The organism is Hydrogenophaga sp. IBVHS1 (assembly GCF_002127265.1).
Classification (GTDB): domain Bacteria; phylum Pseudomonadota; class Gammaproteobacteria; order Burkholderiales; family Burkholderiaceae_C; genus Hydrogenophaga.
The window spans coordinates 985,632-1,009,760 of sequence record NZ_NFUU01000001.1; the positions used below are offsets into that span (position 1 = coordinate 985,632).

A 24,129-nucleotide genomic window follows, 5' to 3' on the forward strand; every position below is an offset into this window, starting at 1 on the left:
TAACATCCTTGGGTGAATTTCGCTCAACACCCCGTCGTCGCTTCTCTCACCCCGGTTTTCCTGCTCATCGCGCTCGGCTTTCTGGCCGGTCGCCTGCAGTGGATCCGCGACAGTTCCATCAAGGACCTGTCCAACCTGGTGTTCCTGCTGTTGATCCCCGCGCTGCTGTTTCGCACCATGAGTGCGGTGCGTTTCGAGCAGCTCGACCTGCTGCCGGTGGCAGCCTACTTTCTGGCCGCGCTCGCTCTGCTCGGTGTGTCCATCGCTTGGCGCGGGTTCAACCGCGGCAGCGTGGTCATGGCGCTGGCGGGTACGTTCTCGAACATGGTCATGCTGGGTATCACGCTGGTCGAGCTCGCCTATGGCAAGGCTGGCCTGGTCACCTTGCTCACCCTGGTGTCGGTGCACGCGCTCATCCTGCTCACGGTCGGCTCCATCGTGCTCGAACTCGCCGTGGCGCGCGAAGCCCGTGCGGGTGGCGAGCGTGCGCCTCACGTGCTGGCCACGGCCTGGTCGGCCTTCAAGGGCGCGCTGATCCATCCCATCCCACTGCCCATTCTCTGTGGTTTGCTGTTCGCCCAGACCGGCTGGACGCTGCCCACCGTGGTGGACAGGCCGTTGCAATTGCTCGGCAGCGCGTTCGGTCCCATCGCGCTGGTGCTGGTGGGGGTGACGCTGGCGCGCACGCCGATGGCGGGCCACCTTCGTCAGGCGCTCTGGATCAGCGCCTCGAAGAATCTGGTGCTGCCGGTGCTGGTGGGCGCCAGCGCCTGGGCCATGGGCATCTCCGGCCTGCCACTCACCGTGATGGTGGTGGCCGCCGCGCTGCCGATCGGCGCCAACGTGTTCCTGTTTGCCCAGCGCTACGAAGTGGCGCAGGAGATCACCACGGCCAGCATGGGCTTGTCCACGGTGCTGGCGCTGTTCACGCTGAGCCTGGTGATGCTGCTCATGTCGCACATCGGATGAACGCGGTCACTGGCTGATCTTGCGGCCCTCTTCGACCTGGTATTCGAAGTAGCGCTGAAAGCCGAACGCCAGGCTGCCCATCAAGGCGACGGTGCCCATGAGCAGTGCCGCCACGAGTGCGCCAATGGTCAGCCAGTTTGTGCCGCCCGGGTTCGCGTCGGCGGGCAGACCGGGATTGAACTGGCGGTTCCACTTCTCTCGATCGGTCAGTGCGTAGACGATGGCCATGAGGCAGCTCGCTGCCACTGTCATGCCCAGCAGGGGAATCAGAATCCACGAGAGCTTGTCGTCCTGCCCGTACAGAAGGACGCGGTCCACACCCCACAGGCCGAGTGCGGCGGGTATGGGGTGCAGCCAACCCACCCAATCGCCCAGGCCCCGCAGGTAGAAGCGGTGCAGGCCGAGCACACCGAAGATCAGCGCCAGCCACACGGCCAGCGTCTTGTTCCTGCGGTACGCGCTCATGCCGTGGCATTCGGTGGTGTGCTGTCGCCCGCGCCCAGGGTCTTCTGCATCATCACGATATCGAGCCAGCGATCGAACTTCCAGCCGCAGGACTGCACCACGCCCACCATCTCGAAGCCCAGCGCGCGGTGCACGCCAATGGAGCCGGCGTTGTTCGAGTCGCCAATCACCGCCATGACCTTGCGTGTGCCCGTGCGCTCCAGCACCGCCAGCAATTCGGCCAGCAACGCGCGGCCCAAGCCCTTGCGGTGCGCCGCCGGGTCCATGTAGATCGAGTCTTCTACCGAAAACCGGTAGGCGGGGCGCGGCTTGAACCAGTTGCCATAGGCAAATCCGAGCACCTGGCCGTCTTCCTCCGCCACCAGCCAGGGGAGGCCTTTGGCCAATACATCGGCGCGGCGGGCTGTCATGTCGGCCAGGCTCGGGGGCGTGGTTTCAAAAGTGCCTGTGCCGTGCAGCACATGGTGGCCATAGATGCGGGTGATGGCGTCGAGGTCTTCGTCGCGGCTGGGGCGGATGAGGGGCATGGCGTCAGTGGGGAAGGATGGCAAAGAGGGAAGCACCGCCAGACGGGCTATAATCGCGGGTTTCGTGGCGTTTCGCTGGCCGGGTGGTCAGTCGTGTGTCTCAGGCGCCGCGATCGAGGCGGGTTGCAAAACCCAGTGAAGTACCAGTTCGGTACCTCTCCACCCGAAGGATAAATCATGGTCGTCATCCGACTTTCCCGCGGCGGCGCAAAAGCCCGTCCTTTCTACAACATCGTGGTTGCCGACAAGCGCAACCGCCGTGATGGCCGTTTCATCGAGCGCATCGGGTTTTACAACCCGCTGGCGCGCGGTGGTGAAGAGCCGCTGCGCATCGCGCTGGATCGCCTGACCTACTGGACCAGCGTGGGCGCCACCCCGTCCGACACGGTGGCACGCCTGGTCAAGCAAAACGCAGCCACGGCCACCACGGCCTGATCCTTCCTCGCCGAAGGTGACCAGCCCCGCGTCCGACGCCTTTCAGGCGTCGTCCCTGCCCGATGACGCCATCGAGCTGGGCCGCATTCAGGACGCGTGGGGCATCAAGGGCTGGGTTCGCATCCTGCCCCACAGTGCCGATACCGAGGCGCTGATCGTTTCCCCGACATGGTTCCTGCAGCCGCCCGAAGCCCGCTTCGCGCGCGGCTTCTCGGCGTTTTCGGGCTGCGTGGCGGTCGAAGTTGCCGAGGTCAAGGCCCATGCCGATGGCCTCGTGGCACAGCTCGTCGGCGTCGGTGATCGCAATGCGGCCGAAGCCTTGAAGGGTGTCCGCATTTACCTGCCGCGCAGTGCTTTTCCCGCCACGCCAGAGGGCGAGTACTACTGGGTGGACTTGATCGGTCTGGACGTCTTCAACCGGGAAGGCGTGCACCTCGGCGTGGTGCGCGACCTGATGCCCACCGGGCCCAACTCCGTTCTGGTGCTGGAATACCCCGAAGCAGTCGATGGCACACCGGAGGTGGCCGAGCGCATGATCCCGTTCGTGGGCGCCTATGTCGACCACGTTGACAAAGCCGCACGGCGCATCACGGTCGACTGGCAACCGGACTACTGAGTTCAGGACGTCTGCACACAGGCTCGCTCCATGCGCTTCGACGTCATTTCACTGTTCCCTGAACTGTTCGAGCCATTTCTTGCGAATGGCATCAACCGCCGCGCCTTCGAGTCCGGCAAGGTGGATGTGCACCTCTGGAACCCGCGCGATTACGCAGAAGGCAACTACCGGCGCGTGGACGACCGCCCTTTCGGTGGCGGCCCTGGCATGGTGATGATGGCCGAGCCGCTGTGGCGATGCTTGCAGGCGGTGCGCGAAGCGCGGGGCGAGGCCGAAGCGGCGCGAGCGCCGGTGGTTTTGTTCTCACCCATTGGCGACAAGCTGGACCATGCCGGCGTGGCGAAATGGGCAGAAAGCCAGGGCGCTGTGCTGGTGTGCGGACGCTACGAGGGCATCGACCAGCGTTTCATCGACGCGTGCATTGACCAGCAGATCAGTCTGGGCGACTTCGTGCTCTCAGGCGGTGAAATTGCTGCCATGGCTTTGCTTGACGCCTTGGCGCGCCTGCAACCCGGCGTGCTGAACGACGAGGGCAGCCACCAGCAGGACAGCTTCAATCCAGCGCTGGATGGTCTGCTGGACAGCCCGCACTTCACCCGTCCGGAGGTCTGGCAGGGCCCGGCAGGGCCACAACCCGTGCCGGAGGTGCTGCTGGGCGGCCATCACGAGCGCATCGCGCGCCATCGGCGGGAGCAAAGCTTGCTGCTCACCGCGCGCCAGCGCCCGGATCTTCTGGAGCGGTCCCGCGAGAGCGGCTTGCTCGATCCGGCGGACCTGGCTTTCCTGCGTTCTCAAGGCTTGCTATAATCCAAGGCTTTTCGATCCTCTGACCGGCCGCCGCGACCGGGCCACCCCGCAGACTCCACAGGTCTGGACAGGGGCCCTGCCGGATTCGCGGCCTTTAGTGCAGCGCGGTCATGACCGACAAAACAGGAAATCATGAACCTCATCCAGACCCTAGAGCAGGAAGAAATTGCTCGCCTCGGCAAAGTGATCCCGCCGTTCGCCCCTGGCGACACCGTGATCGTCAGCGTGAACGTGATCGAAGGCACGCGCAAGCGAGTGCAGGCCTACGAAGGCGTTGTGGTGGCCCGTCGCAACCGCGGCCTCAACTCCAGCTTCATCGTGCGCAAGATCTCCAACGGTGAAGGCGTGGAACGCACCTTCCCGCTGTACAGCCCGCTGATCGCCAAGATCGAAGTGAAGCGTCGCGGTGCCGTGCGCCGCGCCAAGCTGTACTACCTGCGCGAGCGCAGCGGCAAGTCGGCACGCATCCGCGAAAAGCTGGGCGCGTAAGCCTTCAAGCTGGCGCAAAAAGCCGCTCCTCGGAGCGGCTTTTTTACGTTCCGCCTATGCTCGCAGTCTCATGACCCAGCTTCTGCCTGCCTTCGACCCTCGCCTCGTGCCCATTCAGGCCGACGCGCCCGACGAAATCCTTCACCCGGCTCAGGCGCAGCGCCTCACGCCAGCAGGCCTGCGCGATCTGTTCACCCATCCCCCGGTGTGGACGCCCGAACTGCACCGCGAGCGAAAGTTTGGCAACCGGGCACCCACCCAGGCCGCCGTGCTGCTGCCGCTGGTCATGCGCGACGAACTCACGCTGATCCTCACCCAGCGCACCACGCGCATGTCGACGCATGCGGGGCAGATTGCACTGCCCGGCGGCAAGCTCGACCCGGAGGATGCCGATGCCATCGCCGCTGCGTTGCGCGAAGCGCATGAAGAGATCGGCCTGCAGCCGGACCATGTGGAGGTGCTCGGCACCATGCCCGAATACGTCACCGGAACGGCGTTCATCATCACACCGGTGGTGGCCCTGGTGCAGCCGGGCTTTGAACTCGTGCCCAACCCGCATGAGGTGGACGATGTGTTCGAGGTGCCGCTGGCTTACCTCATGAACCCTTTGCACCACCGTCGACATGCGCACGATTTCGAAGGCGTGGTTCGCGAGTGGTATTCGATGCCCTATCAGGATGGCGACACTGAGCGTTTCATCTGGGGCGCCACCGCAGGCATGCTGCGCAACTTCTATCGGCTTCTTACAGCCTGATCCAGAGGCTCACCATGAGCGCGCCACTATGATGGCGCCATGAGCTTCTTCGCTATTCTTATTGCCCTGTTGCTGGAGCAAGCGCGTCCCCTGGCCTTTGACAATCCCGTTCATGGTGGTTTGCGCGGGTGGGCCCGCATGGTTCGTCGCAATCTCGATGCGGGTCAGTCGTCCCACGGCTGGCTGGCCTGGTTGCTGGCAGTGGGCGTGCCTTCTCTGCTGGCCGGCCTGGTGTACTGGGGGTTGTGGCAATTCAGCTCGGTGCTGGCGTTCGTCTGGGTGGTATGCGTTCTGTATGTGACGCTCGGCTTTCGCCAGTTCAGCCACCACTTCAGCGAGATCCGTCAGGCACTGGAAGAGGGCAACGATCTTGCGGCGCGCGAGAAGCTGGCCTCCTGGCTTCGCGTAGACGCCTCCACACTGCCGCGCACCGAATTGCTGCGCCAGGTGATCGAGCATTCAGTGCTTGCGGCGCATCGCCATGTGTTCGGCGTGCTGGTGTGCTTCGCGGTGTTCTGGGCACTGGGGCTGGGGCCTTCGGGTGCGGTGTTCTACCGCCTGGCCGAATACCTCTCGCGCAACTGGCGCGCGCGCCCCGACGGCACGCCCAGCGTGGCACTGCAATCTGCTGCGGAAAAGGCTTGGGGCTGGGTAGACCACGTGCCGGCGCGCATGACCGCACTGGGCTTTGCCATCGTCGGCAATTTCGAGGAGGCGGTGGCGAGCTGGCGGGGTGATGCAGAACGCTTCGCCCCAGGGAGCGATGGCGTGGTGCTGGCCGCCACCTCCGGCGCACTCAACGTACGACTGGCGCCGCAGCCGGATGCGCTGGCACTGCCGGAAGAGGGCGACCCAGGCAGCCGGCCAGAGCCGCAACTGGCGCATCTGGGCAGTGTGGTGGGGCTGGTTTGGCGAGCCGTGGTGCTCTGGATGCTGCTGCTCGCCCTGCTCACGCTCGCAGGGCTGTAGGCGCTCAGTAGGCCGCCATCTATGGTCAGCGCGATGATGCGTACACCCTCCTGATCAGGACGGACCGCAAAGGCCGCGACCCGATGAGCGAGCAGGCCCGGCAATGGAAGGCAGGGATGGCCCAGACGCCGGGTCTGCCCCACCGGAACCACCTGCCACCGCACCCCGAGCCTGCGACGGATTGCCGGCCTCCGCACCTTGCGCCACTCGGCCACGCGTGGCAGGTGACAGCGCGGGCAAAGGGTCCAGCGGCAATGAAGGCACCACCCCGGCGCCACGGACACGGCCCGCCGCTCCAGGTCGCGCGGTGGGAGACATGGCACCCAGTTCGCTCACCTCAGGGGCGCCTGCAGCGGGCGGCAATCGCAGTGCCGCAAGTCGCCGCTCCATCACACCTCGCCACTCCGAGGGCATCAACGCATTGGCACGGAGCCGGGAACCGGCAGGGCTGCCTACCGCGGGCAGCGCACAGGGCGAGTGCGCGGCAGGCGCCAGGGGCACATCTTGGCGCAGCCCGCGCAGATTGAGTGGCGGCACGAACGGCGCCGTGGGCAACGCGGCCGCTGAAGGTGTAGAGGCGTGAGCAGGCGGCAGCACGGGCATCCCCAGGCCGGCCCCCTGCGCTTCTTCCCTGTCCAGAAGATCCATCAAACCTTCCACGAGCTCAGGGCTCTGTGGACGAATGCTGTGGGTAGCGGACGGACTTAACGTGCTTTCTGACAGATTCCACCCGATGGAGGCCTCGGCGTCTGGGCTCCCATCCAGACGGTCATCACTGTCAGAACCACCCGCAGCCTCATCCGCAGCAAGCGGGAGCCCTCCCAAAAATTCCTCTTGCAGCGGTGCCACAGCAGGCCGCTGGCCATTTCCTCTTTGCGTTGCCATTTACTTCACTGCCTCCATCTTGAATTGCCTACAAAGAATCTTGGTGCGACTCATCTCCTCGGCGCGCGGGTGCCCTGGAGATGGTCGATTCGACAATAGGAAGGCAGATCACCCTTGGGGGATCGAAGGCACCAGATGCAAAAGAATGGGCTCGAATCGCCCGGGGGAGGCGCAAAGCGGGTGCGCCTGGCTGCTCAGTAGCGCCTTTTGTTCGATAGCTCTTCGAACAGCTCGCCATAGATACGGTAGCGGTTCTCGCTGATGGACAGCGGCGCTTCGCCCTCCCGCACATGCGCCACCACGGCACAGCCAGGCTCATGCAGGTGAGTGCAGTTGTAAAAGCGGCATTCGCCCAGCGTGGCGTTCAGGTCGGGCATCAGGTGGGCGAGCTGCATGGGCTCGATGTGGTTCAGGCCGAATTCCTGGAAGCCGGGCGAGTCGATCAACGCCGTGCGACGCGCTTCATCTACCCAGTACCAGGTGGTGCTGGTGGTGGTGTGTTTGCCCGAGTTGAGCGCGCGCGAGATCTCCCCGGTCTGTGCACGCGCTTCAGGCACCAGCCGGTTGACCAGCGTGCTTTTGCCCACGCCGGAAGGGCCCAGCACCAGCGTTCGCTTGCCAGTCAGCCGCTCTTGCAGCGCATCGAGGCCGTCTTCCGTGCCATCGGCCGATTTCAGGCGCAGCGGCAACACGGCGCATCCCATGCGGCGGTAGGGCGCCAGGCGTGCCCAGGCGCGATCGAAAGCAGGCTGCAAGTCGCTCTTGTTGAGCACGATCAGCACATCGATGCGCTCGGCCTGCGCTGCAATCAGCGCTCTCGCAAGCTGGCGCTCGGAGAACTCGGGGTCGGCCGCCACCAGCACCAGCACCTGGTCGAGGTTGGCGGCAAACGACTTGGTTCGCATCTCGTCCTGCCGGTAGAACAGGTTGCGCCGTTCCTCCACACGCTCAATGCTGCCTTCGTCGCCGGTGATCTGCCATTGCACCTGGTCACCCACCACCACCGCGCTCTTCTTGCCACGAGGATGGCAGATGCGACGTTCGCCATCCAGGCTTTCCACGAGGCAGTGGCGACCATGGGCAGCCACCACCAGACCGGGCATCAGATCGGCCATCAGTCCTTTTGCAGCGCATCCACTGCGGCCGCGCAATGGAAGTCGCTGACGGAGATGCCGCCCACGTCGTGCGTGTTGAAGCGCACCGTGCAACGGCTGTAGCTCACGGCAAGGTCGGGGTGGTGGTCTTCGCGGTGCGCGATCCACGCCAGCGCGTTGACGAAGGCCATGGTCTCGTAGAAGTTGGCGAAGGTGTAGGTCTTTTCCAGCGAGCCTTCGATCAGCTTCCAGCCCTGCGCGGCGTCGCCGTTGAGCTGAGTGAGCTGGGTCACGATTTCGGTGGCGGAAAGCGCGCGGCGGTTCTGGTGGATGGAATTCATGTTGTAGTGATCAGATGCCTTGCAGGCGGGACAGGCGTTCGCTGGCCGGAGGGTGTGAATAGTAGAAGCGGGCGTAGAGCGGGTCGGGCGTCAGCGTGCTGGCGTTGTCCTTGTAGAGCTTGAGCAACGCACTGGCCAGGTCGTCGCCACTGGTCTGGGCCATGGCGTAGGCGTCGGCCTCGAACTCGTGCCGGCGCGAAAGTTGCGCCATGAGCGGGGACAGGAAAAAAGTGAACAAGGGGACGACCATGAGGAAGAGCAGCAGGGCGAGCGCATCGTTGGGCGCCTCCATGGAGGGGGTCACGCCCAGGCCGCTGTAGAACCAGGCCTGGCTGGATACCCAGCCCAGCAGAGCGAACCCAACCAGGCTCAGCGCAAACATGAGCGCGATTCGTTTGAGGATGTGGCGGCGTTTGTAGTGGCCCAGCTCGTGCGCCAGCACCGCATCAATCTCTCCGGGGCTGAGTTGCTGCAACAGGGTGTCGAAAAACACCACGCGCTTGGCGGCCCCGAAGCCGGTGAAGTAGGCGTTGGCGTGCGCGCTGCGCTTGCTGCCGTCCATCACAAACAAACCTTTGGCGGCGAAGCCGCAGCGTTGCATGAGGGCATTCACCCGCGCCTTGAGGGTTTCGTCCGACAGCGGCTCGAATTTGTTGAACATGGGGGCGATGACGGTGGGGTAAAGCACCAGCGCCAGCAGGTTGAATGCCATCCACACGCCCCACGCCCACAGCCACCACGTGGTGCCGGCGGCACCCATCAGCCAAAGCATGAGCGCGGCAATGGGCAGGCCGACAACTGCGCCCACCAGCGCGCCTTTGAACAGGTCGGCCAGCCAGAGCGAAACCGTCATCTTGTTGAAGCCGAAGCGCTCCTCGATGCGGAAGGTGCTGTACAAGCCCAGCGGCAGCGTGATCAAGCCGCCGATCACCACGAAAGCCGCCACAAGCGCGAGCTGTTGCCACATGCCAGGGCCCAACGCGGCCAGCAGGGTCTGGTTGAGCCAGTCCAGTCCACCGAGCAGCGTCCACCCCAGCAGCATCGCGGCTTCGATCGCCGTTTCCAGCAGGCCAAAGCGCGACTTGCTGATGGTGTAGTCGGCCGCTTTCTGATGGGCCGCCAAAGAAATCGTGTTGCTGAAAGCGGCCGGCACCGTGTCACGGTTCCGGGCCACGTGCCGGATCTGTCGGCTGGCCAGCACCGTGCGCACCAGAAGGCCGAGCACAAGCAGGGCGCAGAAGAGCGCGGTGAAGAATAGGGAGGCGGTGTCCATGGGGCCGAGTCTATCGAATGCCGTGGTGCCAGGTTGCGCCGCGGGGCATGCCGCCGGTCCCCTTGTGCGGATCGGCGAAAATCCCCGCCATGACTTCAGCCACCCCACCGGCCACCGTGCCCGCCGCGTCCGACATTCCCACCCTTTCCAGGAGCGACCAGAACCTGGTCTGGATCGATTGCGAGATGAGCGGACTCGATCCCGAGAAAGAGCGATTGCTGGAGATCGCGGTGATCATCACCGGCCCGCAACTCACCCCGCGCATCGAGGGCCCGGTGGTGGTCATTCACCAGAGCGACGCGGTGCTGGGTGCCATGGACAACTGGAACAAGGGCACGCATGGCCGCAGCGGCCTGATCGACAAGGTGAAGGCCAGCACCGTGACAGAAGCGGAAGCCGAGGCCACGCTGCTTGAGTTCATCTCTAAATATGTGCCGAAGAACGGCTCACCGATGTGCGGCAACACCATCAGCCAGGACCGCCGCTTCATGGTGAAGTACATGCCGAAGCTGGAGGCTTTTTTCCACTACCGCTGCCTCGACGTGAGCACTTTGAAGGAACTGGCGAAGCGCTGGAGGCCTGAGGTGTACGAGGCCTTCAAGAAGCACCAGAAGCACACGGCCCTGGCCGATGTGCATGAGTCCATCGACGAGCTCGAGCACTACCGCACGCACTTCCTGCGCTGATTCCAGGTGGTTTTGCGACCCTGGCCACATGTCAGAATCGTGACATTCATCTGAGTTTCACATGACCAAAAAGTCCCGCTCCCGCTTCGTCACCAAGAATCAGGAAGTGCTCCAGCTCGGCGCAGCCGTGCTGTTTCTGCTGCTCGTCGGTGTCTATGCCTCGCTCACCGGCGCTTCGACTGCCAGCCTGACCAGTTCTGCCGTCTGGCTGCTGATCGTGGCGGCTGCGGTGGGCGCCTACATGGCCATGAACATCGGCGCCAACGACGTGGCCAACAACATGGGTCCGGCGGTCGGTTCAGGCGCCCTCACCATGGGCTGGGCCATTGTGGTGGCGGCGGTGTTCGAAGCGCTGGGCGCCATCGTGGCGGGCGGTGATGTGGTGGGCACCATCAAGGGCGGCATCATCGACGCCGATGCCATTGCCGACCCCGCGTTGTTCGCCTGGGTCATGTTCGCCGCCTTGCTGGCTGGCGCGCTCTGGCTCAACCTGGCCACGGCCCTGGGTGCGCCCGTCTCGACCACGCACTCCATCATCGGCGCCGTCATGGGCGCGGGCATCGCCGCTGGCGGCTGGGGTCTGGTGAACTGGGACACCATCGGGGCCATCGTGATCAGCTGGGTGATCTCACCCCTGATGGGCGGCGCCATGGCGGCCGCCTTCCTCTACATCATCAAGCGCAGCGTGACCTACCGCAGCGACAAGACGGAGGCCGCCAGTCGGGTGGTGCCCGTTCTCATTTCGGTCATGGTCTGGGCCTACACCACCTACATGCTGCTCAAGGGTTTGGGGCAGATTGTGAAGGTGGGGTTCCTTGTGGCGCTGGTCGCTGGGGCGGTCGTGGCGCTTGTGGTGTGGTGGCTGATCCGCAAACCGATTGCCCGCATGGCCATGCGCCAGGACAACAGCAAGGACGGGGTGAATCGGCTCTTCACCTGGCCCCTCATTTGTTCGGCTGCGTTGCTGAGCTTCGCCCACGGTGCCAACGACGTGGCCAACGCCATCGGACCGCTGGCCGCAATCTACGAAGCGGTGAAGGAGGGCGCCATCGCCACCAAGGCCGGCACGCCGTTGTGGATCATGGTGCTGGGCGCGCTGGGGCTGTCGGTCGGCCTCGCCCTTTATGGTGCGCGGCTGATTCGCACTGTGGGCAAGGAAATCACCGAGCTGGACAACATGCGCGCGTACTCCATCGCCATGTCTGCCACGCTCACCGTCATCATTGCATCGCAAATGGGCATGCCGGTGTCCACCACCCACATTTCCATTGGCGCGGTTTTTGGCGTGGGGTTCCTGCGCGAGTTGCTGAAGGTGAACTACGCCAAGATGGAAGCGGTGGTGTTCGCAGGCCACCAAGGCGCAGACCGCGCCGAGGTAGAGGCCTATCTGCACCGCTTCGAGGCCGCCGAAGTGAGGGAGAAGAAGCGCATGCTCGCCGACATGAAGCGCCGCACCAAGGCGCGCGAGGCGGCCGAGGCGGGCGCCGTGTTTGCCAAGAAGGAACAGAAGGCGCTGAAGAAGGCCTACAAGAAAGAAATCGTCAAGCGCTCGGCGGTCATGCGCATCGTGGCTGCGTGGATCGTCACCGTGCCCGCCACCGCCGTGCTGGCGGCCCTTTTGTTCTACATCGTGCGCGCTGTTTTGAGCTGATTGCGCTCAGCATTAGGGTTTCCACTGAAACTGTGCCATAATCAGCGGCTTCGCAGGCAACTGCGATGATTTGTGCATCTGCCTCACACACCAGGCCCCCCGATTTCAAGATATGGGGCCTTCGCTCCCGGTGTCACGCAACTTTGTGACCTATGGCGCGTTGATCGTTTGATGGTTGATGTTTTGTAACCACGAACGGATCAAGCGCCCCGGAGCCGCCACCCATTGAGGTGCGCCGCCCCTTCAGCGACTTTTTTCGATCAATTGCGCATTTGGCGCATGGACGAACATGAGCGACTCTTTTGAAGCACGCGGCGATTTCTCGCCCGAAATTATCACTGCCGACACCGAGGCAGACACTTCCACACCCGTGATCACCGAGCCTGTGGGCCCCAACGGCTTCGAGCTGCTGGGCCTGGCCCCCGAGCTGGTGCAGGCCTGCATGGACCTCGGCTACACGCAGCCCACGGCAGTGCAGACCAACGTGATCCCCAAGGCCATGCTGGCCCAGGGCGAAGCGCGTTTTGCCGATTTGATGGTGTCCAGCCAGACCGGCAGCGGCAAGACCGCCGCTTTCCTGTTGCCCATGCTGCACACCCTGCTGCAGCAGCGCGCCGACGCCGAAGCCAAAGAGCGCACCGACCGTGAGCGCGCTGTGGCCGAAGCACTGGCCCGTGGCGAAGCCCCGCCCAAGGCGCCCAAGCGCAAGGACCCCACCAGCTCGCGCAATTTCAAGGCCGCCACCCCAGGCGCGCTAATTCTTTGCCCGACGCGAGAACTCGCGCAGCAGGTGGCCAACGACGCCATCGACCTGGTTCGCCACTGCCGCGGCCTGCGCATCGCCAACGTGGTGGGCGGCATGCCCTACCAGCTGCAGATTGCCCGTCTGCAGAACGCCGACCTCGTGGTGGCCACGCCCGGCCGTCTGCTTGATCTGCAGCGCTCGCAACAGCTCAAGCTCGACCAGGTGCAGTTCCTGGTGGTGGACGAAGCCGACCGCATGCTCGACCTCGGTTTTTCCGACGATCTGGCCGAAGTCAACGACCTCACCAGCCAGCGCCGCCAGACCATGATGTTCAGCGCCACCTTTGCGCCGCGCATTCAGCAACTCGCCATGCGCGTGATGCACGACAACGGCAAGCATGTGCAGAAGGTGCAGATCGATTCGCCGCAAGAGCAGCACGCCAACATCAAGCAGGTGCTTTTCTGGGCCGACAACGCCGACCACAAGCGCAAGCTGCTCGACCACTGGCTGCGTGATGCCAGCATCAACCAGGCCATCGTGTTTGCCAGCACGCAGATCGAATGCGACGGCCTCGCCAACGACCTGCAGCAAGATGGCTTCTCCGCTGTGGCGCTGCACGGTGCGCTCAGCCAGGGCATCCGCAACCGCCGCCTGATGGCACTGCGCGCTGGTCAGGTGCAGATCCTGGTCGCCACCGACGTGGCAGCACGCGGCATCGACGTCCCCACCATCACCCACGTGTTCAACTTTGGCCTGCCGATGAAGGCCGAGGACTACACCCACCGCATCGGCCGCACCGGCCGCGCCGGCCGCGACGGCCTGGCCGTCACGTTCGCCGAGTTCCGCGACCGCCGCAAGATCGGTGACATCGAGGCTTACACGCGCCAGCGCATCAACGTGGAAACCGTGCCCGGCCTGGAGCCGCGCCAGCGCGCGCCGCAACCCGAGTTCGGTGGCCGTGGTCGCCCAACCGGTCGTCCCAGCAATGGCTATGCCGACCGCAGCGGCTTCAACGACCGCCGTGGCCCTTCCGCACCGCGCGGCCCGCGTTTTGAAGGTCGTCCGGAAGGCCGTCCAGAAGGCCGCCCTGAGGGACGCTTCGAAGCCCCCCGCGTAGACCACAGCCGCCCGGAGACGCGTTTTGATCCGCGCTTTGAAGGCCGTGCGGACCCGCGCAGCGAGCCCCGTTTTGACAACAACCGCGGCGGCGAAGGCCGCTTCGACAGCCGCCCGCCCGCTGGCCGTGGTTTCGCTGATCGCGCTCCTGCCCGCACGGCAGCCAAGCCCGGTGGCTTCTCCAGCGTCGGCCGCAGCGACAGGGGCGCCGATCGCGCTCCCGCTCGACCGGTGGCGCGTCGCAGCCCGCGCTGATCGAAGCTGAAGTTAAAAAAAAGCCGGACCTTAGGGTCCGGTTTTTTTTGGCTCAAGGCTTATGGCTTGGCCTAAAGATTTGCGTGCTGCTTCCTCCACCCCGCCGGCGTCACCTGATACACCCGCTTGAAAGCCCGGTGAAACGCAGGTTCTGACTCGTAGCCCGCTTCTTCCGCGATACGCGCAATCGGGTCGGCGGATTCGGCCAGGCGGCGGGCGGCTTGTTGCAGGCGTCGCTGGGTCAGGTAGCGCATGGGCGGATCGCCCACCAGTGAGGTGAAGCGTTCGGCAAATGCCGAACGGGAAAGGCCCACTGCACGCGCCAGGGCGTCGGCCGTCCAGGTACGTGCTTCCTCCTGGTCGCTGTGCATGAGCGCCAGTGCGCGGCCCACCATGGGGTCTCTCAAGCCGGCGATCCATCCGGTGGCGGGAGCCAGAGGATCTTGCAGGTAGCGGCGCACCGCTTGCAGAAAAAGGAGCTCGGCCAGCTTGCCCAGCATGGCGGAAGACATGCCGCTGTCGCCGTTTTCTTCCAGCGCAGGGCGCCGCGATGACGCGAAGCGCAGCGAGCTTTCGATCCAATCGCTGGCTGCGGCATCGGCCAGGCGCAAGTGCAGCACGCGCGGCAGGGCGCTGATGAGCGGGTCGCTGGATTGGTCGTGGCCGAGGAATCCGCAGAAGAAACGGGTGTCTGCGGAAGCTGCGCAGCCGTAGACCAAGCGTGCGGGGTCGCTGCCTTCACCGGGCTCGAAGAGGTCGTTCACGTCCAGCGGTTCGCTCAGCAAGTTGCTGCCGATGCGGTGGCGGTCGTTGCGGGGCAGGATCACGATGTCACCGGACTGCGCGTGCACGGGCTTCTCGCCGTCAACCTGCAACGCGAGCTGGCCGGCGCAGACGTAGTGGTACGCAATGATGTGGCGCGGCAGTGGCAGGAATCCGGCGCAGTCGCCGGGTTCGACGTGCGACAGCACGCACCACGGCGAGGTGAACGAGGCTTCCAGAAACACGCCTCCGGTCAGGCGCATGGCGCGCAGGATGTCCGCCAGTGGATCGGGTGAGTGCGCGGCGTCCTGCATGGTCGCGTCGGTGGCGTTTCGGCGAAAAATGCCGGCGTTTCGGGGATGGTTCGGCGCTGAGAGGAGGCATAGAGTACATCCGCTGACGTCGTGGGCGCAACACCACTCTCCATGCGCCACGCCGACATTGAACCAGACCACTCAGGAGTTTTTGATGATCACCGATGCACAGGGACATGCGCTCAGCGGCGCGAACCATGAGGCGCTCGCCTCCTATGAACAGGCTGTCACGGCCTTCCAGCTTTATCGGGGTGACCCCATGGCCAGCCTGGCACAGGCCATTTCGGGCGCGCCACGTTTTGCCATGGCCCACATTCTCCAGGCGCACATGCTGGCCCTGGCCACCGAACCAGGCTGCGTGGCGATGGCACAGGACGTGATGAACGGCCTGCGCCAGATGCGACTGAATGAGCGCGAATCGTCGCATGCCGGGGTGCTCGAGCGCGTTCTGGCAGGTGAGTGGACCGAAGCCGCACTTGCCATGGACCGCCACCATGTCCAGTTCCCCTTCGACATCGTGGCGCTGCAAGCCGGCCACCTGATCGATTTCTACCGCGCCAATGCGCGCAACCTGCGCGACCGCATCGCACGCACCCTGCCGCAGTGGTCGCCCGAGATGCCGGGCTACTCCATCGTGCTCGGCATGTACGCCTTTGGCCTGGAGGAAAGCGGCGACTATGCGCGCGCCGAGGCGGCGGGCCGCGAAGCGCTGGACCTTGAGCCGCTGGACTGCTGGGCGCACCATGCGGTGGCGCATGTGATGGAGATGCAGGGTCGGGCGCAGGACGGGGTGGGGTGGATGCGCACGCGCGAGCCTTTCTGGTCCGGCGACGACAACTTCTTCAAGGTGCACAACGCCTGGCACGGGGCGCTCTGTCATCTGGATCTCGGCCAGACCGAAGAAGTGCTCGCGATCTACGACGGTGTGGTTCGCAAAACGCCCAGCGCTGTGGCGCTGGATCTGGTGGACGCATCGGCCCTGCTCTGGCGGCTTCACCTCTCGGGCATCGACGTGGGCGAGCGCTGGGTGGAGGTGGCCCACACCTGGGACTCACACGCCGACGGCCAGCTCTACCCTTTCAACGACTGGCACGCGGTGATGGCTTACCTGGGCGCCGGCAGGCTGGCCGATGTACAGCGTCTCAGCCAGGCCCTGCGGTCGGCAGATGGCACCACCGAGGTGTCCCGCTGGGCCGGTGACACGGGTGCCGATCTGGTGGACGGCTTTCTGGCGCACTGGCGTGGTGAGCACGACGCGGCTGTGCAGCACCTGTACCGCGCGCGCCACATCGCCAACCGCTTTGGCGGCAGCCATGCCCAGCGAGACATCATCGACTGGACGCTCACCGAGTCGGCCCTGCGCGCGGGGCAGCGCGGGCTGGCCGAGGCGCTGGCCCACGAGCGCCTGGCGCTCAGGCCACACAGCCCCGTGAACCGCGCATTTCTGCAGCGTGCACGAACCGCGAAGCCCAAGGCTCAAGTGCACCTGGATCGCCCGACGATGGTGCCGGCGCCTTGATGTGGGTGGTGGACTCTGGATCAGGCCATGCCGTTGCGGCTGGCCAGCTCGACAAACAGCGCCGAATGATCCAGCTCACCCAGACCATGGCCGGCGGCTTGGGCAAAGAGCTGTTCGAAGAGTTGCGTGATCGGTGCTTCGAAACCGATTTCGTTGGCAGTGGTCAAGGCGTTGCGCATGTCCTTGAGCTGCACTGCCACGGCGCCGCGCTTGGTGAAGTCGCGCTCGATCATGCGCTGCCCGTGCACCTGCAGGATGCGGCTGTCGGCGAAGCCGCCGGTGATGGCCTGCTTGACCTTGGCCATGTCGGCGCCGCCCTTTTCGCAGAGCAGCAGCGCCTCGGCCACCGCGCCGATGGTGATGCCTACGATCATCTGGTTGGCGAGCTTGGCGAGTTGTCCGGCGCCGGTGGGGCCCACATGCGTGGGCCGGCCCAGCAACTCAAGCAGCGGGCGCACGCGTTCGAAATCGGCCGGTTTGCCGCCGACCATGATGGCGAGCTGGCCCTGTTCGGCACCAACCGTGCCTCCGGACACTGGCGCGTCCAGGTGGCCCACGCCCATGGCAGAGAGTCGCGCGGCGTGGTCGCGCGCCTGGCGCGGCTGGATGGATGACATGTCCACCACCAGCGTGCCGGGCCGAAGCCCTTTGATGGTCCCCTGGTGGAACAGGACGTCTTCCACCACTTGCCCATCTTCGAGCAGGGTGATCACCACATCGGCTTGAGCCACCGCGTCGGCCGGCGTGTCGGTCACCCCGGCGCCGAAGGGCAGCAAGCGTTCTGCTTTGGCGCGCGAGCGGTTCCAGGCGCTGACTTCGCAGCCGGCTTCGCACAGCCGGCGCGCAATGGGCAGGCCCATCATGCCGATGCCCAGCACGGCCACGCGGGCGGGGGCGGAATCTTGGTTGGTGGGCGTGGACGTGTTCACTGGTGTTCCGTTGGCAGACAAAAAAAGGCGGTTTCCGGGCAAGCCCGGAAACCGCGCAGAAGTGGGTCAAATGCTAGAGCAAATGACGACCACGGAGTTGTCGGGTGGTGCGAGCGGTTCTTGCCGTCCCGGGCAATTCGGCGCTGTGTAGCCGGGCCTTCTCGATCATTTCGGCGCCCAGGGTGGAGCTGGCCTTGTCGCTGTGCGCGCGCATCAGTTCATCGGCCAGAGTCACATCGCCGCTGGCCACCGCATTGGCGATGGCCTCGTGTTCGTCCCACACCGGCTCGCGCAACATGGCCGACTGAAGTGCCTCGCCCATGGCACGGCGGATGTGGTGCCAGTGCAGCAGCGCGCTTTGCTCGATCAATGGGTTCTGGGCGGCGCGGTAGAGCGCGGTGTGGAAGGCCAGATCGGCATCGATCATGGCCTTGATGTCGCCGCGGTTCACGGCCTCGCGCCCCTCGGTGATGAGCGCCGGATCGAGGGCCGTGCGCCGTTGCGCCGCCAGTCGCACAGCCAGTGAATCGAGCGCGCCGCGCACTTCGTACACCTGCGCGATCCAGCTGGCGTCGATGGGTGTTACCTGCAAGCCCCGGCAGCGGCCGGCCGGGCCGTGGGTGATGGGTGCGTCCTGCACGAACCCGTCCTTCTTCAGCAACCGCAGCGCCTGCATCACCGGCTGGCGCGACACGGCCAGCTGCTCGGCCAGTTCTTCCTGCGTGATCCGTTGCCCCGGCTTGAGCGCGCCTGCGCTGATCGCATCCAGCAACACCCGGTAGACCTGGTCGGCCAGGTCCGGCGAGGGGTCGAGCTTGAGCAGTTGGGCGGGCATGGTGTGAATTTGGAACTCTGTATACAGAATACACGTTTGGCTGGGCTGCGAACAGAGGTACAGGGCAAAAACCCCATGACACAATGCGCCTCCATGACCACCTCGACCCGCTACGACGCTGCCTGGCTGGACCGCGAGTACAACAACCGCGCCCGGGTGCCTGACCATGCCACCCATTTCGAGCGCTGGGCGCGCGATTCGGCCCAGGCCCGCCAGGATGGCCGTGCGTTGCTGGATGTGAGCTACGGCATGGGTGCTGGCGAAACCCTGGATATTTTTCCCACCGCGCGCAACCCTGGCACCCCGCTGGCGCCGGTGCTGGTGTTCATTCACGGTGGCTGGTGGCGCAGTCTGGACAAGGCCGACCATTCCTTCATCGCACCCCCCTTCGTGCAGGCAGGCGCCTGCGTGGTGTTGCCCAATTACGCGCTGTGCCCCGCCGTCACCATTCCCGACATCACCTTGCAGATGGTGCAGGCGCTGGCCTGGGTGCATCGGCACATCGCCGCTCACGGGGGCGACCCGAACCGCATCACCGTGGCCGGCCATTCCGCCGGTGGTCACCTGGCCGCGATGATGCGGGCTTGCGAATGGACAAGGGTGGGCGACGATCTTCCCGCCTCGCTGGTGAAGAACGCCATGTCCATTTCCGGGCTGCACGATCTGGAGCCGGTGATGCACACGCCCTTCGTGCAGGAATCGTTGCGCCTCACGCCGGCGCAGGTGAAAAAGGCCAGTCCGGCGCGGTTGCCGGCAGCACCGCTGGCCGAAGGCCGGGGGCAGCTGTACGCAGTGGCCGGCGCCGATGAAAGCAGCGAATTCCTGCGCCAGAACCGGCTGATCCAGCAGGCCTGGGGCTCCCAGGTGGTGCCGGTGTGCGAAGCGCTCCCGGGGCTCAACCACTTCAGCATTGTGGAAGCGCTCGCGCAGCCGGGGCACCGGCTGCACCTGCTCACGCGGGAACTGCTCGAGATCTGACGGGACGGCCCGGGCTACATCAGCAGGTGTTCGCCGGCGTTGTCGCCACCCAGAATCACGTAGTTCACCTTGCGAATGTCCATGAGCCGGGTGCCGCCGCCATAGCTGATGGAGCTCTGCACGTCCTGCTCCATTTCCACCAGCGTGTCGGAAAGTGTGCCCTTGATGGGTTCCAGAATGCGCTTGCCTTCCACGTGGCGGTACTCGCCTTTGTTGAAGTCGCTGGCCGAGCCGTAGTACTCCTTGAAGCGCTGGCCGTCCACTTCCACCGTCTGCCCGGGGGATTCCTCGTGGCCGGCAAACAGCGAGCCGATCATCACCATGGAGGCGCCGAAGCGCACGCTCTTGGCGATGTCGCCGTGGCTGCGGATGCCGCCGTCGGCAATGATGGGCTTGGTGGCCACGCGCGCGCACCACTTGAGCGCTGAAAGCTGCCAGCCACCGGTGCCAAAGCCAGTCTTGAGCTTGGTGATGCACACCTTGCCCGGCCCCACGCCCACCTTGGTCGCATCCGCGCCCCAGTTCTCCAGGTCGATCACCGCTTCGGGCGTGGCCACGTTCCCCGCGATCACGAAGGCGGTGGGCAGCTTTTCCTTGAGGTAGACGATCATGTCCTTCACGCTGTCGGCGTGGCCGTGCGCGATGTCGATGGTGATGTACTCCGGCGCAATGCCTTCGGCCGCAAGCTGGTCCACGGTGGCGTAGTCCGGCGCCTTCACACCGAGCGAGATCGAGGCGTACACACCGGCCGCGCGCATGTCGCGCACGAACTTCACGTTGTCCAGATCGAAGCGGTGCATCACGTAGAAGTAGCCGTTGCGCGCGAGCCAGGTGCAGATGGACTCGTCCACCACCGTCTTCATGTTGGCCGGCACCACTGGCAGCCGGAACTTGCGCCCGCCCAGCTCCACGCCGGCGTCGCATTCGGAGCGGCTGTTCACGCGGCACTTGCGTGGCAACAGCAGCACGTTGTCGTAGTCGAAAATTTCCATTTGAAAACCAAGCTCCAGAAGACTGTTGTTGAACAGATGAGCGCTTGGCTTGTGCCGGTTTTCGATGGCGATGGCCATAAAAAAACCGGGCGCAAGAATCTTGGGCCCGGTGACTGATTCTACCCGCGCTCTCCAGAGTGAGGACATGCGCCTGACCCTATGCGGGTCATACGAACTTTCGCATGTCGAAGCCCTACAGACTGCGGGGCTGCGCACCCTGGCAGAGTGAACGCGCAAACACGCTGGTCTCGCGCCGATAAGCGGCGGCCTGCGCATCGGTGTTGAAGAGGCGCTGCGCATGCAGCGGCCAATAGGCGGCTTCACGGCCCATCACGCGCATGTAGCGCTCGCGGTTGCTGGTGGCGGCGCGGTCGGTCCCGGCATCGAGCGCCAGCGGAAACAACGCAGTGGCGAGGAGTTCGCGCGGCCAGCGCTGCAGAAAAGCCTGAAAGGAGGGCAGCGGGGCCGGTGGCGGCAGCTTCTGCAAAAGCGACTCGTAGTCGGGGTAGGTCGGTGTGTCGCTAACGTCCACGGTCTCGAACTGCGCCCCCTTCAAATCGTCGTTGGCTTGCAGGATTTCGATCAGGCTGCCCTCCAGCGTGCCCGGATGGGGTGTCGGAGCGACACCCTGGAGGCGGTCCACGCTGTTCTCGATGCCGTACAAGGGGCGCAGCGATCCTTGGGCGTAGCTCAGCTGCAGGTCGGTCCAGGGAGCAGCGGCCAGGCTGTCCGGGATGAATTTTTCCGGCTCGGCCAGCAGGATGGACATGGTCTGCACCTGCTCCAGGCGCTCGCGTGAACCCAGCGGCAGCCCCGCCAGCACGGCCACTGCCTTGGGGGCGAGTTGCGGGTCACCCAGGTACGGGCCGAGGGCGGCCACGAGCTCCAGCCGGGAATGGCGCCGTGCGAACCGCCAGGCTGACCAGTCCAGATCGATTTCCCAGAACGGGCCGAAGCGTTGCGTGGGCGCCCCCAGGCCCTGGCGCTCCCACCGTTCATGGCGCTTGAAGCCATCGTAGACCGGGTTGGGCAACGCCAGAAATTCGGTGCGGATGCGGCAGATGGCCGCCATGGGCGTCTCGTCGGCCAGCAAAGGGGTCGGGGCTACAAAATCATGCCGCCAGTCGCGCAGGGACGGCCACGCCAGAAAGAAAACGCCGATCAACACCAACAGCAGCAACAACCCCAGCGCACGCAGGATCTTCATGAAAGCCTCTTCATGTCCCTTCAGAGTGCGCATTGTGCCTCGCAACGCCTCGCCGGCTTTCTACAATCGAGCGCATGCCTTTTGAAGAACCGTTGCAAGCCGACTTGCTCCCATCTCCGCTGCTGGCGGGCCTCAATGCCGAACAGGCAGCCGCCGTTACCCTGCCCGCCGAACATGCGCTGATCCTGGCCGGTGCCGGCTCGGGCAAGACGCGGGTGCTGACGACGCGCATTGCGTGGTTGATGCAGAACGGCCACGTGTCCCCCGGCGGCATTCTGGCCGTGACCTTCACGAACAAGGCTGCCAAGGAGATGATGACCCGCCTCTCGGCCATGCTGCCGGTGAACGTGCGGGGCATGTGGATCGGCACCTTTCATGGCCTGTGCAATCGCTTCCTGCGCGCGCACCACAAAATCGCCAACCTGCCGGCCACCTTCCAGATTCTGGACACGCAAGACCAGCTCTCTGCGGTGAAACGCCTCTGCAAGCAGTTCAACGTGGACGATGAGCGCTTTCCGCCCAAGCAGATCCAGTATTTCATCAGCGGCTGCAAGGAAGACGGCCAGCGCCCGCGCGACGTGGTCGCCAAAGATGAAGAGACGCGCAAGAAGATCGAGCTGTATGGGCTGTACGAAGAGCAATGCCAGCGGGAAGGCGTGGTGGATTTCGGCGAGCTCATGCTGCGCAGCTACGAGGTGCTGCGCGACAACGATCCGATCCGCGAGCACTACCAGCGGCGCTTTCGCCACATCCTGATCGACGAATTCCAGGACACCAACCGGCTCCAGTACGCGTGGATCAAGATGTTCAGCGCGCCGCCGCTGCAAGGCCTTCCGCCCGCGGGCAACGCGGTGTTTGCCGTGGGCGACGACGACCAGAGCATCTACGCCTTTCGCGGCGCGCGCGTGGGCAACATGGCCGACTTCGTGCGCGAGTTCAACGTGCGTCACCAGATCAAGCTGGAGCAGAACTACCGCAGCGCCAGCAACATTCTCGATTCCGCCAACCAGCTCATCAGCCACAACACCCACCGCCTGGGCAAGAACCTGCGCACCGATGCGGGCGCTGGCGAACCCGTGCGCGTGCATGAAGCCACCAGCGACTTCGCCGAGGCGCAGTGGATGGTGGATGAGATGAAGCAGCTCGCGCGCGAAGACGTGCCGCGCAGCGAAATGGCGGTGCTCTACCGCAGCAACGCGCAGAGCCGTGTGGTGGAAACGGCGCTGTTCAACGCTGGCATGCCTTACCGCGTCTACGGCGGCCTGCGCTTCTTCGAGCGCGCTGAAATCAAGCACGCGCTGGCCTACCTGCGCCTGCTGGAGAACCCGAACGACGACACGAGCTTTCTGCGCGTGGTGAATTTCCCGCCGCGAGGCATCGGCGCGCGCAGCATCGAACAACTGCAAGACGTGGCCCGTGCGTCCGGCTGTTCTTTGCACGATGCGGTGAGCGCGGTGACCGGCCGCGCGGGCGTGGCCATTGCCGCCTTCGTGGCCAAGCTCGACGTGGTGCGCGAGCAGACCGAAGGCAGCACGCTGCGGGAAATCATCGAACTGGTGCTTTCGCACAGCGGGCTTCTGGAGCACTACCGCGCCGAGCGCGAAGGCCAGGACCGGGTGGAGAACCTGGAGGAGCTGGTTAACGCGGCCGAGAGCTTTGTGAGCATTGAAGGTTTTGGCCGCGATGCGGTGGCCTTGCCGGTGGATGAGCTGGGCAAGCCACTGACCCAGAGCCCGGTGAGCCAGGGGCTGGATCCGGGGGTTGGCTTGCCCCCTCTCCCTCTGGGAGAGGGCGGGGGTGAGGGCCTCCCCGCGCCCGATGCCGAAACCGGCGAAACCCTCAGCCCGCTCGCCGCCTTCCTCACACACGCCGCACTCGAATCTGGCGACAACCAGGCCCAGGCCGGGCAGGATGCCGTGCAGCTCATGACGGTGCACGCCGCCAAGGGGCTCGAGTTCGATTGTGTGTTCATCACCGGCATGGAAGAAGGTCTGTTTCCGCACGAGAACTCCATGAGCGACCGGGATGGCCTGGAAGAAGAGCGCCGCCTGATGTACGTGGCGATCACACGCGCGAGAAAGCGGCTGTACCTCAGCCACTCGCAAACCCGCATGCTCCATGGTCAGACGCGCTACAACCTCAAGAGCCGCTTCTTTGACGAACTGCCTGAGGCGTGTTTGAAATGGCTCACGCCGCCGCAACCCGCCTGGGGCGGCGGTGGGGGCACCTGGCAGAACGGCAGGCGCAGCTTCGGCGCGGCACCGGTGCTGCAGCCCTCGTGGTCGCCGGGCTTCAACGACAAGGGCGACCCGAAGGGCCTGGGGCAAACCGCTCCCGAGCCCGATCGCGGCACCGACATTCATGCCGGCCTCGCCGTGTTCCACAACAAGTTCGGCGAGGGCAAGGTGCTGGCGGTGGAAGGCGCGGGTGCCGATGCGCGAGCCCAGGTGAACTTCACGCGGCACGGCACGAAGTGGCTGGCCTTGAGCGTGGCCAAGCTCACGCCGATCCCCTGA

The 24,129-nt window shown here is 65.0% G+C and carries 23 protein-coding genes; 13 read left to right on the top strand and 10 right to left on the bottom strand.

Annotated elements, in window-relative coordinates:
• Positions 1-12: 12 nt before the first annotated feature.
• Positions 13-969: an AEC family transporter gene (locus CAP37_RS04810; RefSeq protein WP_086123128.1), complete on the top strand. Its 957-nt coding sequence runs from the start codon at positions 13-15 to the stop codon at positions 967-969.
• A 6-nt stretch (positions 970-975) separates the two neighbouring features.
• Here the strand turns inward: CAP37_RS04810 and CAP37_RS04815 are convergent, their stop codons facing one another.
• Together CAP37_RS04815 and CAP37_RS04820 are read right to left on the bottom strand one after the other, a co-directional pair.
• A complete protein-coding gene (locus CAP37_RS04815) occupies positions 976-1,434 on the bottom strand; it encodes a TM2 domain-containing protein (RefSeq protein ID WP_086123129.1) in 459 nt (152 codons plus the stop codon).
• Positions 1,431-1,961, bottom strand: coding sequence for a GNAT family N-acetyltransferase (locus CAP37_RS04820; protein WP_086123130.1), 531 nt, complete (start codon positions 1,959-1,961; stop codon positions 1,431-1,433). Before CAP37_RS04820 ends, CAP37_RS04815 begins: the two co-directional genes overlap by 4 nt.
• A 177-nt stretch (positions 1,962-2,138) precedes the next feature.
• On the opposite strand from CAP37_RS04820, the gene rpsP reads away from it, so the two are divergent.
• The 6 genes from rpsP to CAP37_RS04850 all read left to right on the top strand — a co-directional run bounded on the left by rpsP (position 2,139) and on the right by CAP37_RS04850 (position 6,031).
• A complete protein-coding gene (rpsP, locus tag CAP37_RS04825) occupies positions 2,139-2,396 on the top strand; it encodes a 30S ribosomal protein S16 (RefSeq protein ID WP_086123131.1) in 258 nt (85 codons plus the stop codon).
• Between the two features lie 16 nt (positions 2,397-2,412).
• Positions 2,413-3,012 carry a ribosome maturation factor RimM gene (rimM, locus tag CAP37_RS04830; RefSeq protein WP_086123132.1) on the top strand — a complete coding sequence of 200 codons (600 nt, stop codon included), beginning with the start codon at positions 2,413-2,415 and terminating at the stop codon, positions 3,010-3,012.
• Between the two features lie 30 nt (positions 3,013-3,042).
• Positions 3,043-3,819: a tRNA (guanosine(37)-N1)-methyltransferase TrmD gene (gene trmD, locus CAP37_RS04835; RefSeq protein ID WP_086123133.1), complete on the top strand. Its 777-nt coding sequence runs from the start codon at positions 3,043-3,045 to the stop codon at positions 3,817-3,819.
• A 132-nt stretch (positions 3,820-3,951) separates the two neighbouring features.
• Positions 3,952-4,308: a 50S ribosomal protein L19 gene (rplS, locus tag CAP37_RS04840; protein WP_086123134.1), complete on the top strand. Its 357-nt coding sequence runs from the start codon at positions 3,952-3,954 to the stop codon at positions 4,306-4,308.
• A 70-nt stretch (positions 4,309-4,378) separates the two neighbouring features.
• Positions 4,379-5,062, top strand: a complete 684-nt coding sequence (locus CAP37_RS04845) for a CoA pyrophosphatase (RefSeq protein WP_086123135.1) — start codon at positions 4,379-4,381, stop codon at positions 5,060-5,062.
• A 39-nt stretch (positions 5,063-5,101) separates the two neighbouring features.
• Positions 5,102-6,031, top strand: a complete 930-nt coding sequence (locus tag CAP37_RS04850) for a CobD/CbiB family protein (RefSeq protein ID WP_086123136.1) — start codon at positions 5,102-5,104, stop codon at positions 6,029-6,031.
• A gap of 1,079 nt (positions 6,032-7,110) precedes the next feature.
• On the opposite strand, the gene rsgA is transcribed toward CAP37_RS04850, so the two are convergent.
• From rsgA to CAP37_RS04865, 3 genes are read right to left on the bottom strand one after another with little or no spacing between them, the layout of a single operon-like run.
• On the bottom strand, positions 7,111-8,031 hold the full coding sequence (rsgA, locus tag CAP37_RS04855) for a ribosome small subunit-dependent GTPase A (protein WP_086123137.1): 921 nt from the start codon (positions 8,029-8,031) through the stop codon (positions 7,111-7,113).
• The gene (locus CAP37_RS04860) at positions 8,031-8,351 is read right to left on the bottom strand and encodes a 4a-hydroxytetrahydrobiopterin dehydratase (RefSeq protein WP_086123138.1); all 321 of its coding nucleotides are present in this window, start codon (positions 8,349-8,351) and stop codon (positions 8,031-8,033) included. Before CAP37_RS04860 ends, rsgA begins: the two co-directional genes overlap by 1 nt.
• A gap of 10 nt (positions 8,352-8,361) precedes the next feature.
• Positions 8,362-9,624: a M48 family metallopeptidase gene (locus tag CAP37_RS04865; protein ID WP_086123139.1), complete on the bottom strand. Its 1,263-nt coding sequence runs from the start codon at positions 9,622-9,624 to the stop codon at positions 8,362-8,364.
• An 89-nt stretch (positions 9,625-9,713) separates the two neighbouring features.
• On the opposite strand from CAP37_RS04865, the gene orn reads away from it, so the two are divergent.
• The 3 genes from orn to CAP37_RS04880 all read left to right on the top strand — a co-directional run bounded on the left by orn (position 9,714) and on the right by CAP37_RS04880 (position 14,077).
• Complete coding sequence (gene orn, locus CAP37_RS04870; protein WP_086123140.1) at positions 9,714-10,310, top strand: oligoribonuclease; 597 nt, start codon at positions 9,714-9,716, stop codon at positions 10,308-10,310.
• Positions 10,311-10,371: 61 nt separating this feature from the next.
• The gene (locus CAP37_RS04875) at positions 10,372-11,961 is read left to right on the top strand and encodes an inorganic phosphate transporter (RefSeq protein ID WP_086123141.1); all 1,590 of its coding nucleotides are present in this window, start codon (positions 10,372-10,374) and stop codon (positions 11,959-11,961) included.
• Between the two features lie 289 nt (positions 11,962-12,250).
• Positions 12,251-14,077: a DEAD/DEAH box helicase gene (locus tag CAP37_RS04880; RefSeq protein ID WP_086123142.1), complete on the top strand. Its 1,827-nt coding sequence runs from the start codon at positions 12,251-12,253 to the stop codon at positions 14,075-14,077.
• Positions 14,078-14,148: 71 nt separating this feature from the next.
• On the opposite strand, the gene CAP37_RS04885 is transcribed toward CAP37_RS04880, so the two are convergent.
• Positions 14,149-15,153 (bottom strand): AraC family transcriptional regulator, encoded by a 1,005-nt coding sequence (locus tag CAP37_RS04885; RefSeq protein ID WP_086123143.1) that lies wholly within the window; start codon positions 15,151-15,153, stop codon positions 14,149-14,151.
• 154 nt (positions 15,154-15,307) lie between these two features.
• On the opposite strand from CAP37_RS04885, the gene CAP37_RS04890 reads away from it, so the two are divergent.
• Positions 15,308-16,672 (top strand): tetratricopeptide repeat protein, encoded by a 1,365-nt coding sequence (locus tag CAP37_RS04890; protein ID WP_179190141.1) that lies wholly within the window; start codon positions 15,308-15,310, stop codon positions 16,670-16,672.
• A gap of 20 nt (positions 16,673-16,692) precedes the next feature.
• On the opposite strand, the gene CAP37_RS04895 is transcribed toward CAP37_RS04890, so the two are convergent.
• Positions 16,693-17,601, bottom strand: coding sequence for an NAD(P)-dependent oxidoreductase (locus CAP37_RS04895; protein ID WP_086123144.1), 909 nt, complete (start codon positions 17,599-17,601; stop codon positions 16,693-16,695).
• Positions 17,602-17,674: 73 nt separating this feature from the next.
• Entirely contained in the window at positions 17,675-18,436 is a 762-nt protein-coding gene (locus CAP37_RS04900) for a GntR family transcriptional regulator (protein ID WP_086123145.1), read from the bottom strand.
• Between the two features lie 93 nt (positions 18,437-18,529).
• Between CAP37_RS04900 and CAP37_RS04905 the strand changes: the two genes are divergently transcribed.
• Positions 18,530-19,414: an alpha/beta hydrolase gene (locus CAP37_RS04905; RefSeq protein ID WP_256926873.1), complete on the top strand. Its 885-nt coding sequence runs from the start codon at positions 18,530-18,532 to the stop codon at positions 19,412-19,414.
• 14 nt (positions 19,415-19,428) lie between these two features.
• Here the strand turns inward: CAP37_RS04905 and CAP37_RS04910 are convergent, their stop codons facing one another.
• Both CAP37_RS04910 and CAP37_RS04915 read right to left on the bottom strand, forming a co-directional pair.
• Positions 19,429-20,406 carry a GMP reductase gene (locus CAP37_RS04910; protein ID WP_086124819.1) on the bottom strand — a complete coding sequence of 326 codons (978 nt, stop codon included), beginning with the start codon at positions 20,404-20,406 and terminating at the stop codon, positions 19,429-19,431.
• Positions 20,407-20,599: 193 nt separating this feature from the next.
• A complete protein-coding gene (locus CAP37_RS04915) occupies positions 20,600-21,613 on the bottom strand; it encodes a hypothetical protein (protein WP_143435883.1) in 1,014 nt (337 codons plus the stop codon).
• A gap of 74 nt (positions 21,614-21,687) precedes the next feature.
• Between CAP37_RS04915 and CAP37_RS04920 the strand changes: the two genes are divergently transcribed.
• Positions 21,688-24,129 (top strand): UvrD-helicase domain-containing protein, encoded by a 2,442-nt coding sequence (locus tag CAP37_RS04920; protein WP_086123148.1) that lies wholly within the window; start codon positions 21,688-21,690, stop codon positions 24,127-24,129.

Excerpts from the sequence above, each read along its gene's own strand:
- CAP37_RS04920 (WP_086123148.1), top strand. The coding sequence starts at position 21,688 with ATGCCTTTTGAAGAACCGTTGCAAGCCGACTTGCTCCCATCTCCGCTG.
- orn (WP_086123140.1), top strand. The coding sequence starts at position 9,714 with ATGACTTCAGCCACCCCACCGGCCACCGTGCCCGCCGCGTCCGACATT.
- CAP37_RS04865 (WP_086123139.1), bottom strand. The coding sequence starts at position 9,624 with ATGGACACCGCCTCCCTATTCTTCACCGCGCTCTTCTGCGCCCTGCTT.
- rpsP (WP_086123131.1), top strand. The coding sequence starts at position 2,139 with ATGGTCGTCATCCGACTTTCCCGCGGCGGCGCAAAAGCCCGTCCTTTC.
- rsgA (WP_086123137.1), bottom strand. The coding sequence starts at position 8,031 with ATGGCCGATCTGATGCCCGGTCTGGTGGTGGCTGCCCATGGTCGCCAC.
- CAP37_RS04815 (WP_086123129.1), bottom strand. The coding sequence starts at position 1,434 with ATGAGCGCGTACCGCAGGAACAAGACGCTGGCCGTGTGGCTGGCGCTG.
- rplS (WP_086123134.1), top strand. The coding sequence starts at position 3,952 with ATGAACCTCATCCAGACCCTAGAGCAGGAAGAAATTGCTCGCCTCGGC.
- CAP37_RS04900 (WP_086123145.1), bottom strand. The coding sequence starts at position 18,436 with ATGCCCGCCCAACTGCTCAAGCTCGACCCCTCGCCGGACCTGGCCGAC.
- CAP37_RS04905 (WP_256926873.1), top strand. The coding sequence starts at position 18,530 with ATGACCACCTCGACCCGCTACGACGCTGCCTGGCTGGACCGCGAGTAC.
- CAP37_RS04850 (WP_086123136.1), top strand. The coding sequence starts at position 5,102 with ATGAGCTTCTTCGCTATTCTTATTGCCCTGTTGCTGGAGCAAGCGCGT.
- CAP37_RS04875 (WP_086123141.1), top strand. The coding sequence starts at position 10,372 with ATGACCAAAAAGTCCCGCTCCCGCTTCGTCACCAAGAATCAGGAAGTG.
- CAP37_RS04910 (WP_086124819.1), bottom strand. The coding sequence starts at position 20,406 with ATGGAAATTTTCGACTACGACAACGTGCTGCTGTTGCCACGCAAGTGC.
- CAP37_RS04915 (WP_143435883.1), bottom strand. The coding sequence starts at position 21,613 with ATGAAGATCCTGCGTGCGCTGGGGTTGTTGCTGCTGTTGGTGTTGATC.
- CAP37_RS04890 (WP_179190141.1), top strand. The coding sequence starts at position 15,308 with ATGATCACCGATGCACAGGGACATGCGCTCAGCGGCGCGAACCATGAG.
- trmD (WP_086123133.1), top strand. The coding sequence starts at position 3,043 with ATGCGCTTCGACGTCATTTCACTGTTCCCTGAACTGTTCGAGCCATTT.
- CAP37_RS04885 (WP_086123143.1), bottom strand. The coding sequence starts at position 15,153 with ATGCAGGACGCCGCGCACTCACCCGATCCACTGGCGGACATCCTGCGC.
- CAP37_RS04880 (WP_086123142.1), top strand. The coding sequence starts at position 12,251 with ATGAGCGACTCTTTTGAAGCACGCGGCGATTTCTCGCCCGAAATTATC.
- CAP37_RS04845 (WP_086123135.1), top strand. The coding sequence starts at position 4,379 with ATGACCCAGCTTCTGCCTGCCTTCGACCCTCGCCTCGTGCCCATTCAG.
- CAP37_RS04820 (WP_086123130.1), bottom strand. The coding sequence starts at position 1,961 with ATGCCCCTCATCCGCCCCAGCCGCGACGAAGACCTCGACGCCATCACC.
- CAP37_RS04860 (WP_086123138.1), bottom strand. The coding sequence starts at position 8,351 with ATGAATTCCATCCACCAGAACCGCCGCGCGCTTTCCGCCACCGAAATC.